This is a genomic window from Sphingobacterium sp. ML3W, from assembly GCF_029542085.1.
GTDB lineage: Bacteria > Bacteroidota > Bacteroidia > Sphingobacteriales > Sphingobacteriaceae > Sphingobacterium.
Window position 1 is genome coordinate 3,708,047 of sequence record NZ_CP107036.1, and the last position, 22,371, is coordinate 3,730,417.

The window sequence follows — 22,371 nt, forward strand, 5'->3', positions numbered from 1 at the left end:
CGAAAAACACAGATAAGACCAGGGTTGTACGCCATCGTACATGAAGTGTCCGCTATCGAACACCGAACAGTGGTACACACAAAATAAACAACTAAAAATCAATACGTTAAATTATTGGCACAGCTTTCATAGTTACATAGCAAATTGATATTAAATTATGGACAGACCTTTAGAAAAGAAGAAGTGGAATAGCAAACGCATTATGACCATTGTAGGGATTGCTGGCATCGTTGGATTAATCGGCGCGAGCTTTTACTTTACCTCGGGCAAAAGCAAGCTAAATGTAGAAGCGGACCGTATCTCTATTGTCGAAATAAAAAATGGTAACTTTCAGGAATTCATTCCAATCAATGGTACAGTGCTTCCGATCAGCAGCATCTATCTCGATGCTTCTGTAGGTGGTCGTGTGGAGGAAAAATTTGTTGAAGATGGTACTGTCTTAAAAAAAGGTGATCCGATTATGCGTCTATCCAATACAGATCAGGAGCTCACATTAGTTCAACAGGAAACTCAAGTACTGAACCTTTTGACACAGTCGCAAATCGCGCAGACCAATGCACAACAAGCATCTATTAACAACCGTAACCAGATGGCAGATGTCGAACAGGCTTTTAGAGAAGCGGAGCGGATCTATCGTTTAAATCAGAAATTGCTTAACGAAAAAGCCATTGGATCACAGGAATTTGAAAAATCAAAAAATGAATATAATTACCAAAAGGAACGAGTCAATCTAACGAAACAGATCCTAAAACAAGACGAAATATCCAACGCTCAGAAAACCAATCAGGACAAACAGACTTACCAACGTACACAAAGTGCATTGGAATTAATGAAACGGAAAATCGGTGACCTCATTGTGCGGTCACCTGTAGATGGTCAGTTAACAGCCTTTGATGCCGAAATTGGACAGAACAAAAATGCGGGCGAACGCTTGGGACAGATCGACGTATTGACTGGATTTAAAGTGCGTGCTGATATTGATGAGCATTATATTAACCGTATTTTCCCAGATCTACAGGGCGAGTTTTCCATTGGTGACAAAACCTACAAGCTTCGTATTAAAAAGGTATACACACAGGTAACGAACGGCCGCTTCCAAGTTGATATGGAATTTATCAATGAAGTACCCAAAGGAATCCGCCGCGGACAAACGTTACAGATACGTCTCGCCTTAAGTGATGAAACAAAAGCATTATTATTAGCTAAAGGCGGTTTCTATCAGCAGACTGGCGGCAACTGGATCTTCAAGCTCGATAAGAATGGAAATACAGCCTATCGTATCGACATTCAACTGGGGAGACAGAACCCTGAATATTATGAAGTTATCAAAGGGTTACAACCCGGAGACAAGGTAGTCGTATCAAGCTACGAAACATATGATAAAGTACAGGAATTAAGTATTAAAAGGTAAGTTTAAATTGACAAAATAAAGCCAGCGGGGTACCACTGGCTTATTTAAGCAAAATCCGAATAAGCAACACCAATTACACAATACCACAATGATAAAGAACTTTATAAAAACAGCCTTTCGAAACCTTTGGAAAACCAAAGGTTACAGCTTTCTCAATATTTTTGGGTTAGCGATTGGCATTGCAGCGGCAGCGTTGATCTTTTTATGGGTAGAAAATCAGTTAAGTTATAACGATAACTTCCCCAACAAAAAGGATATCTACATCGTCAAGTCAAAACAGACCTATGATGGTGCAACCTTTGTGTTCGAATCAACCCCCGGTCCCCTGGCACAAAATATAGCGAAAGAGATTCCAGGCATTAAACATGCCGTACGTATGACATGGAATAGCCCAATGTTATTCTCTGTTGGTGACAACAATTTATTTCAAAATGGGCTATATGCTGATGCGACCGTTGCGGACGTGCTTTCCCTTGAATTTATGGAGGGAGATCGTAAGACCGCGTTTGACAAAGTAGATAACATCATTTTATCAGAATCTGGTGCGAAAAAATTATTTGGTAACCAACCAGCTCTAGGCAAAACAGTGAAGACCAATAACAAGGACCTTTACATCGTTTCAGCCATTACAAAAGACCTCCCTAAAAATAGTAGTTATGAATTTCAATGGTTAATTCCCTTCAAAAAATTTGAGTCTACCCAAGACTGGCTGACCAGATGGGACAATAATGGTATCCAGACTTTAATTCAGGTTGAAGAAAATGCAAATGTTGATCGTATCAACAAACAGCTAATGAACTACGTCAAAAACAGAACCAATGGAGAGGTTACTTTTTCACAAAACTTCCTATATCCAATGGAAAGATGGATTACGTATAACCGTTTTGACAACAGTGGAAATGAGATAGAAGGAAGCTTAAAAAATATTCGTCTATTCACCATTATTGCGTGGATCGTTTTGCTGATTGCCTGTATCAATTTTATGAATCTCGCTACCGCCAGATCCGAAAAAAGAGCAAAAGAAGTCGGTATGCGCAAAGTTGTCGGCGCAAGTCGTCAATCGTTGATCGGTCAATTTCTCGCAGAATCATTGGTCCTAGCCTCTATCTCCTCTTTAGTCGCTATTTTATTGGTTTATATCTGTATTCGGCCATTTAATACCATGATTGGCCAAGACCTTCAGGTCGATTTATTAAAACCGATGCATCTTGCCTTTGTCATCACAATTACTTTAATATGCGGACTATTTGCAGGAAGCTATCCCGCATTCTTTCTGTCCGCTTTTAAACCACTATCTACGATCAAAGGAGCAAAGCAGAAAGCCGGGACCGGAAGTCTTATCCGCAAGGGATTAGTTGTGCTACAGTATACCGCATCAGTTGTACTGATCATTTGTACGATTATCATTTATCAGCAAATACAACACAACAAAAATAAAGACCTGGGTTTTGACAAGAGCCAGGTACTGACCACCGCATTGCAAGGGGACATGGCCAAACATCTTCCCCTGATCAAAAACCAGCTCATCGCAACTGGATTAGTGGAGCAGGTCGGTGTCAGTGATGTGAGTATTCTCAACATTTACAATAACACCTCTGGCTTCAATTGGGAAGGAAAAGATCCCAACAAGAGTATTCTGATCGGAATGTTTCGCGCAGATGAAGGATTAGTACCCGCATTAGATCTTAAAATGTTTGATGGAAGAAACTTCCACGCCAACTTACTAGGTGACAGCACTTCGGTTCTTATTAATGAAACCCTGGCTAAATTAATCCGCAAAGATGGTCATGTAGTGGGTAGTATCCTTAATTACGGCGAAGAAAATTATACTATTGCCGGAGTCGTCAAAAACTTTGTTTATAACAACGTGTATGCCGATCCAGATCCGATGTTATTTATTCCGCTAGTCAGAGAGAGTGGCCTATTGAATATCCGGACAAAAGCAGGGATTGACCTCCCACAAGCTATTCAGCAAATTGAAAAGATTATTGTAAAAAATAACCCCGGATTTCCTTTCGATTACAAATTTTTGGATGAAACCTTCAATAGCAAATTTCAGGCTGAACTTTTTATACAACAGCTATCCAGCGTATTTGCGATTATATCCATTATTATTTCATGCTTAGGTCTATTTGGTTTAGCCGCCTTTGCGACAGAACAACGTGCCAAAGAGATCAGTATACGTAAAGTCCTCGGTGCCTCTGTTTCAGGCCTTATTCAGATGCTTAATCGCGAATTTATTATCCTTATTGGTATCTCCTGTATCATTGCATTCCCGATTGCCTGGATTTTCATGCACAAATGGCTCGCAGATTATGCACATCACGTCACTATTTCTTGGACAGTCTTTGTACTGAGTGGCCTATCTGCGATAATAATAGCCTTATTAACGATTAGCTCACAAGCTTTTAAAGCAGCAATAGCCAATCCGACCAAGACACTCAGAGACGAATAAACAGAAAAATAAACAATTTACAAGAATAGAATTAAACAGAATAATAACCGTCTAAAGCGATTGCCGAGGACCCAAAACATAAGACCATGAGCGCAAAAAATATGATTAAAATAACCAATCTTCAAAAGTATTACCGCACGGAAGAAGTAGAGACTGTCGCATTGAACAATTTGAATATTCACGTAAAAGAAGGTGAATTTGTTGCCGTGATGGGTCCTTCTGGTTGTGGCAAATCAACTTTACTGAATATAATCGGACTATTGGATGATCTGGATGAAGGGAGCTATTTATTCAACGAGATCGAAGTGGCCAAATTTAAAGAACGCGGCCGTTCGGATCTGCGTAAGCACAATATCGGTTTCGTATTCCAGAGTTTTAATCTGATTGATGAATTGACGGTATTTGAAAACGTGGAACTTCCTCTTGTCTATACCAATGTCCCAGCAGCCGAACGTAAAAAACGTGTCGAAGAAGTATTGGAGAAGGTACAGATCATGCACCGCCGCAATCACTTTCCACAACAGCTTTCCGGAGGACAGCAACAGCGTGTAGCCGTTGCCCGTGCAGTCGTCAATAATCCCAAATTAATTCTTGCCGATGAGCCTACTGGTAATCTGGATTCCAACAATGGTAACGAAGTGATGCAGCTCTTAACGGAGTTGAACGAAGCTGGCACAACCATCGTCATGGTAACCCACAGTGAACACGACGCCAAATTTTCGGATCGTGTCATCCGTATGCTGGATGGTCAGGTCATTATGGAAACAACATCATTAGGATCCTAGCAAAGCTAGCTATCCATTTTAAGGACAAAAAATGTTCTTAAAAACCTAAAGCGCTTACCTATGAAGGATCAAGAGCTGTTAAACGAGTTTAAAATATAAAAAGATGAAAGGTTTAAAATTAATTTTGAGACAATGGGGACGTAACCGTCTGTTTACCTTCCTGAATATCATCGGTCTAGCGATCGGGGTCAGCGCAAGCTGGATTGTATTTCGAATTGTCAATTACGAATTCAGTTTTAACCAGAATCATCCCGACAAGGAACGGATTTATAAACTTTACTCGGCATTTAAGGAAGGTGAAAATATCCATCGTTTTGATGGGACCCCCTACCCTCTTGGTGCTTATCTCGGTGCTAATTTAAAGAAAGATCTGACCGGATTGGAATTGGTAGCACCTATCGCTAATCGATCATTTGAAAGCATTAAAGTAAAGCGTTCCAACAACGAAACATTGGAATTCAATGCGCAGGACAAAATTGCTGCAGCCACTACGGACTATTTTAAACTTGTTCCCTACAAATGGATTGTTGGTAATCCTAATACTGCACTCAAAAACAACAATGAAATTATCCTGACGGCCTCACGTGCAAAACAATATTTCCCCGATGCAGACTTAAAATCCCTTCTCGGCAAGACAATGCAATACGATGATCAGCTCCTTACCGTGACCGGAGTTGTCGCCGACTTAGACTACCCGAGCAGTTTTATCTCCAAAGAATTTATCCGTGTAAACCCCAATCCTCAGGAAGCAGAGAATTGGGAAAATTCAAGTTCAAATTTCCATGTTTATGTTAAATTAACTGAAAATGGACAGCCTTCGCAAGTGATTGCGCTAGCTACCAAAAAGTTTAAGGAAATGGCTGGCGAAGAATTTAAACAGTACAATATAACTCCTGGTTATGAATTAGCACCACTGACGGACTTGCATTTCAATAAATTCATCCTGGATGGAAGCGACAAAAAGGTGTTATTCGGGCTTATAGGTATAGCAATATTTCTCCTTATACTGGCTAGTATCAATTATATCAACCTGACAACGGCTCGTGTTCCTGCCCGGGCCCGAGAAATTGGTATTCGAAAAACATTAGGAGAACAACCCAGACACCTGACACTGTCCTTTATCAAAGAAACCTTTTTTACCTGTCTATTTGGGCTATTATTCTCCTGGCCATTGGTCAAGATATTTGAACTTACCTTTAGTACATATCTTCCGGAAAATATAAATGCCTATTCAGATGGTTTATCCGTTTTTATCTTTCTATTGGGTCTTATTATCCTACTCACGTTGGTTTCCAGTCTATATCCAGCTTATGTTATCAACAAAGTACACGTTGTAGAGGCCATCAAAATACATGCAACAGATAAAATTTCGTTTGGTGGCATTTCGCTCAGAAAGGTTCTCATCGTCTTTCAATTTGTAATCGCTCAGGCTTTTGTCGTACTGACAGTGATCATGGGTTTACAGCTACAACATGCTTTAAACAGCGATGTTGGTTTTCAGGATGATGCTGTTATTACACTCAAACTGCCCTATAGAAAAGCGGAAGATTCAGGTAAAAGTCCATTTCTGTTGAAAGAGCTCCTTCAAAAATATCCTGAAATAGAGCAGGTTTCGCTAGGTCACCTCCCAATGAATAATGATCAATGGGGAAATAATATCATGATGCAGAGCGATACCGGTCAGATCTTGGTCAATATGCCTTTTAAATATATTGAAGAAAATTACCTGGATGTATTCCAAATGAAATTACTGGCCGGGCGGCCCCTCAAACTTTCGGATACAACATCAGGAATACTGATCAATCAAAAGGCTATTAGTAAGTTTGGATTTAAATCCCCTGCTGATGCAGTCGGAACAATTGTTACCGTAAGCGATCGTCCAACGACAATTGTTGGTGTATTGGCCGATTTCCACAACTTTAATCTCCACGCTCCATTAGAACCCCTTGCTATGCAAATTTCAACCAACAAGGGCACGCTGCAGAATATTAATATCAAATTAAATGGAGATCCTAAAAAATGGCATCAGGCGATTGCATCCATAAAGACCGAATGGGAAAACGTATATCCAAATGCACCATTTACCTACCAATTTTATGACGAGCGGATCAAGGAACTCTATGAGAAAGACTATCGTTTTTATAAAATAATCAATTTGTCAACATCAATTACCATTTTATTAAGTTGCTTGGGATTGATCGGTTTAGTGACATTAACTACGCATCAACGGACAAAAGAGATCGGTATCCGAAAAATTTTGGGAAGCACGGTCAGTGGAATTGTGCTCCTGCTCTCAAAAGATTATATCAAACTCATTGTTATCTCGATCCTAATTGCTACACCGATTGCCTGGTTGGCGATTGATAAATGGCTAACAGACTTTGCTTTTAAAATAGATCTCAGCTGGTGGATGTTTATCATTCCAGCGATAGTAACTATTGGCGTAGCATTTTTAGCCATGAGCTATCAATCCGTCAGTGCCGCCCGTGCAAATCCTGTAGATAGTTTAAGAGATGAATAATAAAGAGCCATTTTGTAAAATATAAACCCAATAAAACTGAATTGTGATGAGTAATATGAAATTGATTTTTAGACAACTCTGGCGACACCGTCTTTTTACCGTTCTGAATGTATTGGGACTTGCCATAGGTATAAGCGCCTGTTGGTTTATCTTTCGTATTGTCAATTATGAATTTAGTTTTGACCGACAACATCCAGACAAAGAGCAGATATACAAGGTATATTTCCATACACAGGATAAAAATACAGATGGGGATTTTGACGCAGTACCATTTCCCCTTCCTTATTACCTGAAAGAGAACTCGCAAGATGTCGAATTGGTTGTACCTTATTATAATCGTTATTTTGAAATCGTAACACCAGCTTCCAGAAGTGAAACGCCCACAGAATTTGCCGGACAGGAAAAGATTTTTGCAACGACTGCCGACTATTTTAAAATGGTACCCTATAAATGGCTTGTCGGAAGTCCGCATCAGCTTTTCAAGCTCCGGAATGAAGTCGTTCTTACCGAATCGCGTGCGAAAGCCTATTTCCCAAAACTGCAAAATCAGGATATTATAGGCAAGACCATTTCTTATGACACGACACAGTTTACTGTATCTGGCATTGTAGAAGACCTAAGTTACCCAAGTACTTTTATTGGTAAAGAATTTATCAAAATACCTGATCAGGATCCGAATTTAAACAATTGGATGATGTTGATGAACTATTATCAGTTATTCGTCAAAGTCAAATCTGCCAATCATCTTAAAAATCTCGCGAATACCATCGATCAAAAATTAGTGCAGATGAATGGCGAAGAATATAAAAAAGAGAACTATAAGCAAACCGCCCGTTTTTCATCATTATCTGAGCTGCATTTTAACCCTATTATACAAAATTACAGCAATATCAAGGTGTTTTATGGACTTATCGGAATAGCTGCCTTTCTACTTGTATTAGCTGTGATCAATTATATCAATCTAAGTACCGCGATGGTGCCTATGCGCGCACGATCCATCGGTATACGGAAAACACTGGGGGAACGGGAAGTCTATTTGACCCGAAGCTTTCTAACAGAGACTTTTTGGGTCGCACTATTCGCCCTCTTGCTTTCCTGGCCTTTTACAAAAATGATGGAAATACTGTTCAGCGATTTTATCCCTTCGGACATCAACAACTACAACGATCAGTTCAATCTGTTGTTATTTATCATTGGGTTACTCGTCTTAATCACATGCTTCTCTGGAATATATCCATCGATATTGATCAACAAAGTAAAATTGATCGAGGTCATGAAAATAAAGACTTTATCCAACAACTCAAACAAGGGAATATACCTCCGCAAAGGACTGATTATCTTTCAGTTTATTATCGCTCAGGTTTTCCTTATTGGCACTTTCGTGATCACCATTCAGATCAAACATATGCTCAAGAGCGATCTGGGATTTACTAAAGATGCTATTGTGACCGTATCAATTCCCAATCGGGCTGCTGATAAAGCAACAACAGATCCATTTGTATTTAAACAGGCCTTATCCAAATATCCCGAAATCACCCGTGTCTCCTTGGGACATTTTCCTATGGATGATAGTTATTGGGGAAATAGAATCCGTAGATATGGCGAAGAGGAAATCAAAAATAGAATCATGCAATACAAGTATGTTGATCAGGATTACATTGACCTCTATGATATAAAACTTCTTGCCGGCCGCAAATTAATGATGTCTGATACGAGTTCTGGGATCATAATCAACAAAAAAGCAATGACCGAACTGGGATATAAGAATGTTGATGAAGCAATCGGACAATCTGTTATCTCCAGAGACAAAAAGGTAAAAATTGTAGGTATTATAGCCAATTTCCACAGCAAAGATCTTCACCAACAGTTTAATCCTATTGTGATGGAAGTTTCATCCGGTAGAGGCCCACTCGGACACATCAACATCCGTCTGGATCATGATCCAAAAAAATGGTCGACTGCCTTGGCAAACCTCGAAAAAGAATGGAAAAGTATTTATCCACATGCAAAATTCAGCTATCGCTTTTATGACCAGGAGATCAAATCCCTTTACGAGACTGACATGCGACTGTCCAAGATTATCAATTTGGCAACTGCAATAACCTTATTGCTGAGCTGCCTTGGCCTCGTCGGCTTAGTTACGATAACAACTGTACAGCGCACAAAAGAAATTGGAATCCGCAAAGTATTGGGAAGTTCAGTTACGGGTATCATTGGTCTACTGTCTAAAGATTACATCAGACTAATCATCATTTCAATATTGGTATCAACGCCAATTGCCTGGTGGGCCATGCACGAATGGCTGCAGGATATCACATTTAAGATAGATATACAATGGTGGTTATTTTTTATACCTGCCGTACTCACGATAGGAATAGCATTTTTGACATTAAGTTTTCAATCATTGCGGGCCGCACGTGCAAATCCAGTCGATAGTTTAAGAGATGAATAAAAGAAGCTCAATAGTGATCAGAGAAAGTAATGGGTCTCAATAATGAGCCCATTGCGCTCTCTACATACATCATCTCAATTAGAACTGAGAGCAGTATTTATCACGATAAATGTTTAAAAGGCAAATAAATGAAATACTAAAGTTAGCGTTGCTACGAAAAGCAACTTACTGAACTAGATAATTTTAAAAAACAGCAATCATGATACAAAATTATATTAAAATAGCCTGGCGCAATATTCTAAAGAATAGAGGTTATGCCACCATAAATATTGTAGGTCTCGCCATTGGTTTGGCTTGCTGTTTATTAATTGTTATTTATGTACAGAATGAACTTTCCTACGATAAATATCATGTCAACAAAGACCGCATTTTCCGCATCGCACATGACTATAAAGAAGTCGGCAGCACAGAACAACATCAAATCTGGGGAAATGCTCCGATCGGAGAAGCTCTGAAAGCCGACTTCCATGAGATAGAGAAGATCGTTCAATTCTCCGGGCAAACGTCCATCCTACTCAAGCAAGGAGAAAATAGATTCCAGGAAGAAAATGTATTTTTCATGGATTCTACAGCATTCGATGTATTCAGTTGGAAAATTTTGGCAGGAAATCCACATACAGCATTAAAAAATGCATATTCTGTTGTATTAACAGAAAGCACTGCTAAAAAGTATTTCGGTGATCAGAATCCCATTGGCAAAACCATTGAAGGGGGATTAGCAGCAGGTCGCGCTGATGCCGGTCTGTATACGGTAACAGCTGTGATGGCTGACGTACCGGCCAACTCACATTTTACCTTCGATGCTTTACTATCTATGAGTACCTTTCGAAAAGCAAGACCGGGTGTCTTCGAAAAAGAAGGTTGGGACTATGTAGATTTTTACACCTACTTTTTGACATCTAAAGAATTTGATAGTACAAAATTCAATCAGAAGATACCTGACTTTCTCAAACGGCACATCCCTGTACATGAAAATGCCAATTCAAAATACAGTTTCCATCTCGAGCCCATGCTTCAGGCATATATGCACTCCACTGCGGATCGCCAACCAGGAACAACGGGTAGCTTTCAAAATTTGTACATTTTCGCGATTATCGGGGGATTTATCCTGCTGATTGCCTGTGTTAACTTTATGAATCTTGCCACCTCTAGATCCATGGAGCGTGCCAAGGAAGTCGGTGTCCGAAAAGCTATCGGTGCCAATAAAAGCAATCTGATTCTACAGTTTATGTCTGAGTCGCTGGTACTTGTATTTATCGGCGGTATATTGGCTATCGCTTTAGTTATTGCCTTTCTCCCTTTTATGGAAGCTTTTTCCGGTAAACAGTTTGGTTATTCAACCCTCCTTAACAGCACGACATGGACTATTTTCTTTTTGGTAACACTTATAACCGGGATATTAGCCGCCAGCTATCCCGCATTGATCCTGGCAAATTTTAAACCGATTAAAGTTCTTAAGGGGACCTTTAGCAACAGTAAAGGTGGGACATTGTTACGTCGGGGTCTCGTCGTGTTTCAATTCTGTCTTTCTATTGCATTGATTGCAGGTACTGTGATTGTATTCTCACAATTGAATCAACTGCAACAGCAAGACCTTGGATTTCAAAAAGCACAACGTCTAATCATCGACTATAATTTCGATGAAAAAGTCAACAATAACTTAGAGGCAATCAAAAATATACTCGCAAAAGATAAAGATGTACAGTCGGTGACGGCTTCACGCACAGTTCCGGGAGCATTTTTTCCAAATGCCGGCACAGAAATTATGTCGATAGATGGTAAAATGACCGATTTCGCTCCTTCACTATATGAAGTAGATATAGACTTTATCCCCAATATGGGCATCAAGATGGCTGCGGGAAGAGCTTACTCACGCGATTTCCCAGCAGATAGCGCCCATTCACTTGTGATTAATGAATCGGCAGCCAAATTATGGGGCTATTCAAACCCACAGGATATCATCGGAAAACAATTTAGACAGTGGGGCAAAGAAGGTACGGTCATCGGCGTTGTAAAAGATTTCAATTACCTGTCTCTACATCGCAAAATTGAGCCACTAGCGCTACGACTTGAGCCAAGTAGCAGTCGTTATTTGGCCGTGAATCTACAAAATGTCAATCAGCAAACAATTGACCGAATTGGCAAATTATGGACCGAACTCGCCCCTCACCGTCCTTTTCTATATAGTTTCTTAGATGATAATTTTAACCGTCAATACGAAGCCGATTTTAATTTTAGAAGACTCTTTACAGCCTTTTCAAGTCTCGCTCTTTTCATTGCTTGCTTAGGTTTACTTGGACTGGTGACCTATACGGCTCAACAGCGTACCAAAGAAATCGGGGTCCGCAAAGTGCTTGGTGCTTCCATATACAATTTAGTGCTGCTGCTTTCTTCCGATTTTATCAGACTATTAGTCATTGCGCTTTGTATCGCTACACCATTATCATGGATAGCAATGAATAAGTGGCTGGATAATTTCGCCTACCATATTGAGCCAAAATGGTGGATGTTTGCTTTTGCTGGATTTTCAGCTGTTCTCATTGCCCTGGTCACCGTTAGCTTTCAAACGTTTAAAGCCGCTAAAGCCAATCCGGTAGATAGCCTGAGAGATGAATAAATAGTATACAATCAAGAACAAACTTAATATATCAGCACGAAACAAATAGATACGATCATGATCAAAAACTACATAAAAACAACCTGGCGAAGTATTCGGGCCAACCGATTTTTCAGCATCCTTAATATTAGCGGATTAGCGATTGGCATCTGTGTATCCCTTCTGCTATTTGCTTTTATCCGTCAGGAACTGAGTTTTGATACCATGTATACAAAAGCCAATAATATATACCGGTTGCACATGCAGCTGTCGGCGGAATACAATCGGGAGAAGATGATCAACCTCCCCAATGCAGTGGGCCCCGCATTGAAATCAGATATTGCACAGGTCGATAATATGGTACGGTTGGTAAAAGATGGCTTTGGAGCAACGGCTTCCATCCGCGCTGGTGAGGAAAATTTTAATGAGAGACAATTATACCTTGCAGATTCCACACTATTCTCCATCTTTGACTTCCAATTTATTGAAGGTAGTGTACATACTGCGTTCCTGAACAAAAAGAGTATTGTGCTTTCCCAATCAACAAAAGAGAAGTTGTTCGGAAACAGTGAAGCACTCGGCAAACTCATTTCCATTAACCAAAGGGATACTGTACAGGTAACCGGAGTATTCAAGGATCTCCCTGCCAACAGCACCCTGGACTGTAATATGGTCATGAATATTATGGATTCATGGATGGGGCAAAATGTCTATTGGAGTAATGCCAGTTATGAGACTTATATATTACTAAAAAAAGGAGCTGATCCAGCAATTGTTGCGCAAGAAGCAACTAAACTCATTGACAAATATGTCGAAAAAGATCACCGATATTTTACCGAATTTTTCCTACAACCATTATTAAAGGTACATCTTTACTCATCAAATCTCGGGGAGGGCGTCACCAAGCGTATGGGAAACATTGATACCATTCGCACGCTATCTATCCTTGCGTTTCTTGTTATCGTGATTGCCTGCATCAATTACATGAACCTGGCTACCGCTAAATCACAAAAAAATGCGAAAGAAGTAGGCGTAAACAAAGTACTTGGTGCTACCCGCAGCCAGCTCGTTGTCCGTTTCTTTGTTGAAACCGCAACGATTAGCCTTCTTGCTATGATCCTTGGCGTGCTGCTGTCTGTTATTCTGATTCCGCTGTTTAATTCTATCGGCAGTACAAATATTACCATCAGACAACTTGTGAACTGGGATATGCTAGGGATATTGGCGCTATCCTGGTTTATGATTACGTTTATTGCAGGTAGCTACCCAGCCTTATTCTTATCGAAAATCAAATCGATCGCATTGATGAATAAAGGTTATAACAAACAAGGGAAAACAGTTCTGATCAGACAAGTATTGGTGATATGCCAATTTACGATTTCGATTATATTAATCATCGGCATTAGTGTGATGCTCACCCAGATGAATTATATCCGAAATAAAGACCTAGGTTATCAACCTGAACATGTGGTCTCTATTCCTATCCGTTCTTTCCGGAGCCAGGAAAAACTCAATACACTCAATCAACAGGTCCAAAGCTTATCAAATACGCTATCCACCACATTCGCACAGTCCATACCAGGAAGTAACGAAAGTGGAAAAACAACCTATAAACTCAGCACAGATAAACAGGGGTTACCAACACTAAGTTGTGTTACTTATGGAAAGACAGTAAATACACTTGGATTAAAACTGCTTGCTGGAACAGATTTACCCGACATTTGGGGACGTCCAGATTCCACCTGTTATATGTTGATCAACGAGAAAGTACTGAAATACTTAGGATATAAATCTCCACAGGAAGCCATTGGAAAACATATTGTCACTGAGATGAGCCCGACCAACTCGATCATCACCGGTGTCGTCCAGGATTTTAATTATGCAAACCTTAAATCTGAAATCGGGGGTTACAGCTATTACACCATGAATGATCCCTCGGAATCACCACGCAACTTATTGATCCGTTATAAAACAACAGATGTTCAAGGATATATCGAACAAATAAAGAAGATATATACGACTGTTTCTCCAGAAGCTGCATTCGATTTTTCCTTTTTAGATCAGCATGTGCAAGACCAATATGAAAATGAAATTCGGTCATCCAATGTCATGAGCATGTTTTCGTTTCTTACTCTTTTTATAGCCTGTCTAGGTCTGTTGGGATTGGCAGCCTATACCACCGAAGCCCGAAGCAAAGAAATAGGTATCCGCAAAGTTTTGGGAGCCAGTGTTCCGAGCATTATTCATTTACTTTCATCAAATTATATCAAACTAATTCTTCTTGCCTTTCTTATTGCTGGACCGATCGCTTATTATCTATTCAGTCATTGGTTAAATGATTTTGTGTATCATATTGAGATGCCATGGTGGGCTTACCTGATTGCGATAATATCAGTCGCGCTGGTCGCATTTATCACGATAGGATTCCAGACATTTAAAGCCGCACTATTGAGTCCGGTAAATAGTCTAAGGGACGAATAGACCTTTAACTATTTCTACATATGGTTGAATCAATTTAAAACTAAACGACAATGATTGGAAACTCACTAAAAACAGCTTATCGTTTCTTGAAAAAACACAAGCTGATTACATGTATCAATGTCATGAGCTTAGCGATAGGCATTACAGCAACATTAGTCATTTTTTTGATGATTCAATACGACTATAGTTTCGATAAAAATGTTCCAAACCGCGAACAGGTTTATCGTATTGTCAGTAACGGTGATTTTAAGAATGCAGGTGTATACATGCCTTTAGTACGAACTATGGAAGAAGAGCTACCTAACCTCGACGCAGTAGCCCCGATATATCGAAGTCATGTTCAAAAATTAAAAATCACATCCAATAGCAACAAAGCTCAAGTTTTCCCTAAAGAGCAAGGTATTTTACTGACCAATAGTCAATATTTTGATATTTTACCCCGCAAATGGCTATCCGGAAATCCACTTAGCCTAAATACAGCTGGCCATATCGTATTGTCAGAAAAGACACTGGAAAAATTCTATGGAGATGAGTTACCCGCCGATGTCATTGGCAAAACCATTGTGTATGCAGACAGTATCCCACTCCAGGTTGTAGGTGTAGTTGAAAATGCACAGCAAAATTCAGATTTTAATTTCGACAGTTTTATCTCCGAAAAAACAATTCCACAGAACAACAGCCTGAAAGAGATGTTTAATTGGGAAGCGTGGAATAGTATTTCCGACTCCCATCAGGTATTAATCAAAACCAAACCGGGTACTGCTCCAAATGGCGTAGAAAGTAACATCGCAAATCTACTCAACAAGTACAGAAACAAAAATGGTAAGACATTTAAGGATAAGCTTATCTTACAGCCCTTATCGGAGGTTCATTTTGACACGACTTTCAATTATGGAGCTACTAAACCCGAAACACTCCGTAACCTGATTTTACTCGCTATATTTCTGTTAGCATTGGGAGCTGTCAACTTTATCAACTTATCTACCGCACAATCTATCGAACGGGCAAAAGAGGTGGGTATTCGCAAAACATTGGGCAGTTCAAAATCCACGTTAATTAAGCAATTTTTAGTAGAGACATTCCTGATCACCCTAACAGCGACACTGTTTGCTGTCCTATTACTACCCTTGTTTTTACGTGTTTTTGAAGGATTTATCCCTCCAAGTTTAAGTCTGGAATTGCTAGATAAAAAATTGATCGTGCTGTTCCTGTTTGTCCAACTTATTCTGGTAACATTATTGGCTGGTTTTTACCCTGCTTGGGTATTGACAGGATATGCTCCGGTATTAGCCCTCAAAAACCAATTGGGAAAAAACACCAATCTTTCCAGAAGTGCATGGATACGTAAAGCACTGACCATTTTTCAATTTGTGATGGCCCAAGCTTTTCTGATCTGTGTGTTGATTGTAATCCGACAAATCAATTACCTATCCCACAAGGACATGGGATTTCAACGGGATGCAATCATCAACATAGATATCCCCGGAGCATTTCAAAACTCGGACAAAGGGTCAATGCTCAAAAACGAACTAATGAAACTTCCTGAGGTGAAAGCCATAAGCTTTGGAAATATTGCACCAGCTATGAATGGATTTATGACCACATCAATGGTTTATGATCAATCTTCGGACAAAAAATCCTTAACTTTTGATAATCGATCAGGAGATGAGAACTATTTAAATGTTTATAAAATTCCACTTTTGGCAGGAAGGAATATTCGTTTACTGGACTCAACAAGCGAAATGTTGATCAATAGAAAAGGTTTAGAATTATTAGGTATCCAAGACCCACAGGATGCAATCGGTAAAACATTTGAAAATGGGGAGTCCATTATCGTCGGTGTTATGGGAAATTTTGACATCACTTCAGCCCACCAGGCTGTCAAACCTGTTCTATACATCGGAAGCAAGACCGGTTATGTGCTTCATATCGCTTTAGACCAAAAGCATCCAGAAAATTGGAAAACAGCTGTTGATAAGATTACATCTACTTACAAAGCTTCCTTCCCTGACGACGAGATCGACCTCCGCTTTGTGGATGAGATTGTCCAAAAATTCTATGACCAGGAAAAACGGCTTTCCAAATTGCTGTCCTGGGCTGTGGGGCTTTCCTTATTTATTGCGGGATTAGGATTATTTGGGTTAACTATATTTACAGCAAATCAAAGGACAAAAGAGATCGGCATACGTAAAGTTTTGGGTGCTTCCGTATTACAGATTACCATTTTATTGCTTAAGAATTTACTTACACTAGTGGCTATAGCCTGTTTGATTGCGTTCCCGATTGCCTATTACTTTATGCATCATTGGTTAAATGATTTCGCATATCGCACCGCAATAAATCCATGGATTTTTGGCTTATCTGCCCTAGGCTTGATTGCATTCGCAAGCTTCGTGCTGTCAACCAAAAGTATTATGGCCGCAAAAGCAAATCCAGTAGATAGTCTAAGAGACGAATAGATCAGGTGATGGCGGCGAGAATGGCATACAGTTAATTTTGAATCTAAAAACAGATCGCAATGATAAAGAATTTCATCAAAACCGCATGGCGCAGTATTTTTTCCAACAAATTCTATAGCGCTATCAATATCCTCGGGTTGACCGCAGGATTAGTTGTGGGAATCTTCCTATTACTATGGATAAAGGATGAATTGTCCTTTGACCGTTTTCACAAGAATCAAGGCTCGATCTACAAAATTGGGATTGAGGGTGGAACGGGGATCTCAAAACGAATATTTGGATCTATCATTGCCCCAGTTGGGAGTTTTGCCAAGAGAGAAATTCCCGAAGTTCAGGACGCTGTACGTATCCTTAGGATCGGTGATGCCGCCATCAAGTATAAAGACAAACGATTTAGAGAAAAAAATTTCGCTTTTGTAGATCCAAGTTATTTTAGTGTTTTTGATTTCCCGCTCATTCAAGGTAACCAGAAGCTGCCTTTTCCTGATAACAATTCCGTTGTTCTTACCGAGACCACTGCCCGTCGGTATTTTGGTGATGAAAATCCAATCGGCAAAACTGTGGTATTGGGAATAGAAGATTTATGTGTAGTAAGTGGAGTTATCCCCGACTATCCCGAAAACTCCTCCTTTCAATTTCAGGTACTCCTCCCCCTTTCACGGTTTAATGAACAGACTTACATCAAAAACAAAACCACCTACGACAATAAAACCTATCTGTCATCGATGGATGAAGATTGGTCGAGTTTCTCCTTTGGAACCTACCTGCAGTTGAGACCTGATGCAAACCCCGCTGTGGTGGCTCAGAAATTACAAAAGATACATGAACGCAATAAACCAGAAGATACTCCCGTGCCCTATGTCACGCAAGAATTAGCGAAGATGTACCTTTATCAGATGGATGGCAGCGATGGAGGAATTGGTACTGTCCATATCTTTATAGGCGTCGCATTGATGATTCTTGTCATTGCTAGTATCAATTACATCAACCTCTCAACAGCGCGCTCCTTATCCAGATCCAAAGAAGTCGGTATCCGTAAAATTATCGGGGCTGGAAGAAAAGAGTTATTTTCCCAATTTATTCTGGAGACGACATTGCTCTTCACAATCGCTGCAACTTTAGCAGTCAGTATTGTTTTTATCTTTCTCCCCTTTTTTAACAATTTCTCTGGCAAACATATTTCTTTGCAGCTATCTAGTATTGATCTCTGGAGCTATATTTTAATCATGTTGATAGGCACATTACTATTGACCAGCATTTATCCGGCATTATTACTTTCAAACTTTGACCCAATCAAAGTATTAAAGGGCAGATTCGGAATGAAGAAATCAAATTTTAGAAAGATATTAGTCGTGTTACAGTTTACGGTATCTATTGTTCTCATCACAATGACGATCGTCATCGGTCGACAATTGGAATATATACGCAACAAGAACCTAGGTTATGAAAAGAGCAATATTATCGCTGTTTCCATGGCTCATAAAATGGCGCAACATTTTGATGCCGTCAAAAGTGATCTCCTGAAAAATAAAGGCGTAAGTGATGTCATTCGACTTGGAAGGGATATGGTATATGGTGGTGGATCGACAGGAGATAACGATTGGGACGGAAAGCCCAGCAATTCAAATCTTTGGTTCAGCATTACGCATTCGGATCAATATGCACTTGATTTTTTCAAGATAAAACTGACTCAAGGGAAAAATTTCACCGGCTCAATGGCAGATTCTACGCATTTTCTCATCAATGAAACTGCCGTTCGTGAGATGGGATTAAAGAATCCAATTGGTGCTCGTTTACGGATTCGAACTGTTCCGGGAACCATTATTGGTGTGGTCAAAGATTTTAATTACGCAAGTGTACGTCAAAAGATCGAACCTATGGTCTTTCAATTTAGTCCAAAAGATTGCCAGCAGCTTTATATAAAAACAAACCCTGCCGGAACCGAGTCGGCGTTGCATGCGCTGCAACAAATCTGGAAAAGCTACTATGACGATATGCCTATCAGTTATAGTTTCCTGGACGAAAGCTACCAGCAACAATATATGAGCGAGCAAAAACAAGGAACATTGTTTAATTTCTTTGCCATCATAGCGATACTAATTTCTTGTCTGGGACTTCTTGGACTATGCACGTATACCGCACAACTGAAAACCAAGGAAATTGGCATCAGAAAAGTCCTCGGAGCAACGGTCTTCAATATTATGCAAATGCTGAATAAAGAATTTTTGCTCTTGATCATTATCGCTAATGTTATCGCACTTCCTGTCGCGTTATATTTCACTTCGAACTGGCTAGATGGATTTGCCTTTAGAACAACAGTGCCGATAACCATATTTTTAGGTGCAGGCTTCCTAACGATTATGATTGCCCTGTTTACTGTTAGTTTTCAATCGATCAAAGCAGCTATCGCCAACCCCGTGAAAAGTTTAAAAGACGAATAGCTTTTATTCATAAAAATTAACTCTTTATATATTGAACAATTAATCAGCACACCAAAACAACAAACATAACCATCAAACACCGCCATGATTAAATTATTTTTGAAAACCGCTTTACGCAATCTTAAACGCAACCCCTTAAATACGGCAATCAATATCCTTGGATTGTCCCTGGGATTTACGGTTGCTTTGGTAAGCACGCTATGGATCTTGAAACAGTTTTCCTTCAACCACAATCATGAAAACTATGATAGTATCTATCAAGTCATGTTAACAGGTACATTCAATAATGAAAAATCTACGGGTCATTCTACTCCTGTCCCCTTAGCAAAGGTTATTGCATCTGATTTTACCAATGAGATGCAGGATGTTGCATTGGTCACCAACGAAAGTAACAACCTTAAGGTTGGGGACAAGAAATTCAACGTCGACGGCTTTTATGCAATGGGCAAATTTTCCGAATTGTTTTCATTAAAATCTGTACATGGAGATATTTCTACCCCTACAGCAGCATCCACCATGATTATCTCCGAATCATTAGCCAATCGTCTATTGGGGTCAACTGATGTGATCGGGAAGACTATTCAACTCAACGGAAAAGAGCAATATAATATACTGGGTGTTTTTGAAGATATTCCTGAAAATAGTACATTTCAAGGATTAGCGTATATTTTGCCTTTTGTCGATTATCTCCACAAAAATGAGGGTGTCGACGAAAGGTGGTCAAACTGCTTTTTTCGCACGTATGGTAGGATTGAAAACCCACAAAATATTCTGGGACTTGAGCAAAAACTGACCAATATCTTTAGAACAAATCTTACAGATATCAACCCTGAGATTCTGTTGCACCCCATGTCCAAATGGAATCTTTATGATTCATTCAAAAATGGCAAAAATGCAGGTGGGCAGATTCAATATGTATGGATGTTTGCCTGGATCAGTATATTTATTCTTTTGTTGGCAAGTATAAACTTCATTAACCTCAGTACAGCCCGAAGTTTAAAAAGAGGAAAGGAAATTGGTATTCTAAAATCTGTTGGTGTAAACCGTCGGCAACTGATTGCGGGATTTTTAGTTGAATCCATCCTTTCCGTATCCTGTGCTTTTCTGATAGCACTTATATTAAGTACCTTGCTTCTTCCGTGGATCAATACCATCACCAATACCTCATTGCATGTTCCATTTACGAGTATTCAATTCTACACATATGCCTTATTGGCAGTTCTTATTTTAGGAGTTTCAGCTGGACTATATCCTGCACTGTTCTTATCCTCTTTCAATCCGATCCTTGCGCTCAAAGGAAAGATGAACATCGGTAAAAGAGGATTCAATGCCAGAAAGGGAATGGTTGTTGTACAATTTGCAATTTCCATCTTTTTGATGATTGCAACCTATTTGGTCATCAAACAATTGCACTATACAAAGGATCGTCCGATTGGTTACAAAAGCTCAAACTTAGTCAACATCACTAGCAGTAGTCAATTAATTTCCAAAAACTTTGAGATCCTAAGAAAAGAACTGACCAGTCAACGTTTGATTCAGGAGGCATCACTCACTTCTAATTTCGTAAACAAGCTCACTTTAACTGGCGGTGGTTTTAGCTGGCAAGGGAATGAAACAAAGGAAGGATCCATTATGGGAATTTTCACCGTAGACGAGAACTTTGCCAAAACGGTACAATGGAATTTTTTGAAGGGAAGAAATTTCTCCAAAGATTTCAAAACAGATTCCACGGGAGTAATTATCAATGAGGCAGCTGCCAAATTTATGGGGGTTACAGATCTGACAAGCAAGCAGCTTTCTCGGAGTGGAGTCAACTATACCATTATCGGTATTATACAGAACACATTATCCGAATCCCCGTTCAAATCCATTACACCTACGGCCTATTTTCTTGATTTTCTACCAAAAAATAAAATAACACTCAGACTGAATGAACAGCAAAATATCAGTCAAACGATGAAAGCAATCGCTCAACAATTCAATCGCTTTGATCCAGATCTCATCTTTGATTATGCGTTCACAGATCAAGAATATGCCAAGCAATTTGAACAAATGGAAATGATCAAAAGCCTGACCAGTATTTTTACTGGGCTCGCCATACTGATTTCCTGTCTTGGACTATATGCTTTGGTCGCATTTCTAACCGAGCAACGTGAAAAAGAAATTGGTATCCGTAAGGTTCTTGGCGCATCAGAAGTTGGTTTATGGAAATTGTTATGCACCGAATACCTATGGTTGACATTGATCGGTTTCCTCGTTGCAGCTCCTCTGGCCTATCTGTTAATGGAAACATGGCTCGACGATTATGTTTATCGCATTTCAATTAGCTGGACAGTATTTGCCTTTACGGGATTAACGGCACTGGGCATCACCCTAATAACGGTCAGTTATCAAGCCATTAAAGCGGCATTGGCCAATCCGGTGATCACATTGCGAAACGAGTAGACACACATGTACGGCGACGGACAGCAGACTGTCCGTTTCCGTACATATAACAGTCCCACCAAAACACAATACCAACTAATAATCAACAAATTACACTTATGGCAAACGAATTGAATTAGCTATTTCTAATGTGCATGACCAGCAAAAAGCTATCTATTTGGATAAACAGCTTTGCAGGACAGAAAATTATGAAACCATCATGATTTATTCAGTCATACTGGGGAGTGAATAACCGAGCAAAGCGAACTTATGAATGTCGCTTAAAACATAGATTCGATGAATAAATCTGATAGCTTCATCACAACTGAAGAACAAATTTACAGAT

General features: G+C 39.6%; 10 protein-coding genes. All 10 read left to right on the forward strand.

Features of this window, described 5'->3' with window-relative positions; genetic code table 11:
- Positions 1-157: 157 nt before the first annotated feature.
- The 10 genes from OGI71_RS15795 (at position 158) to OGI71_RS15840 (ending at position 22,046) form a co-directional block, all read left to right on the forward strand.
- On the forward strand, positions 158-1,411 hold the full coding sequence (locus OGI71_RS15795; protein WP_282250203.1) for an HlyD family efflux transporter periplasmic adaptor subunit: 1,254 nt from the start codon (positions 158-160) through the stop codon (positions 1,409-1,411).
- 88 nt (positions 1,412-1,499) lie between these two features.
- Positions 1,500-3,866 (forward strand): ABC transporter permease, encoded by a 2,367-nt coding sequence (locus OGI71_RS15800; RefSeq protein ID WP_282250204.1) that lies wholly within the window; start codon positions 1,500-1,502, stop codon positions 3,864-3,866.
- Between the two features lie 101 nt (positions 3,867-3,967).
- Entirely contained in the window at positions 3,968-4,651 is a 684-nt protein-coding gene (locus tag OGI71_RS15805; protein ID WP_104385115.1) for an ABC transporter ATP-binding protein, read from the forward strand.
- A 103-nt stretch (positions 4,652-4,754) separates the two neighbouring features.
- Positions 4,755-7,172 (forward strand): ABC transporter permease, encoded by a 2,418-nt coding sequence (locus OGI71_RS15810; RefSeq protein WP_282250205.1) that lies wholly within the window; start codon positions 4,755-4,757, stop codon positions 7,170-7,172.
- A 46-nt stretch (positions 7,173-7,218) separates the two neighbouring features.
- On the forward strand, positions 7,219-9,624 hold the full coding sequence (locus tag OGI71_RS15815) for an ABC transporter permease (RefSeq protein ID WP_282250206.1): 2,406 nt from the start codon (positions 7,219-7,221) through the stop codon (positions 9,622-9,624).
- Between the two features lie 199 nt (positions 9,625-9,823).
- On the forward strand, positions 9,824-12,241 hold the full coding sequence (locus tag OGI71_RS15820; protein WP_282250207.1) for an ABC transporter permease: 2,418 nt from the start codon (positions 9,824-9,826) through the stop codon (positions 12,239-12,241).
- A gap of 57 nt (positions 12,242-12,298) precedes the next feature.
- Positions 12,299-14,701, forward strand: a complete 2,403-nt coding sequence (locus tag OGI71_RS15825; protein ID WP_282250208.1) for an ABC transporter permease — start codon at positions 12,299-12,301, stop codon at positions 14,699-14,701.
- A 50-nt stretch (positions 14,702-14,751) separates the two neighbouring features.
- Positions 14,752-17,160 (forward strand): ABC transporter permease, encoded by a 2,409-nt coding sequence (locus OGI71_RS15830; protein WP_282250209.1) that lies wholly within the window; start codon positions 14,752-14,754, stop codon positions 17,158-17,160.
- Positions 17,161-17,219: 59 nt separating this feature from the next.
- Entirely contained in the window at positions 17,220-19,601 is a 2,382-nt protein-coding gene (locus OGI71_RS15835; RefSeq protein WP_282250211.1) for an ABC transporter permease, read from the forward strand.
- 84 nt (positions 19,602-19,685) lie between these two features.
- Entirely contained in the window at positions 19,686-22,046 is a 2,361-nt protein-coding gene (locus OGI71_RS15840; protein ID WP_282250212.1) for an FtsX-like permease family protein, read from the forward strand.
- The last annotated feature ends 325 nt before the right edge of the window (positions 22,047-22,371 follow it).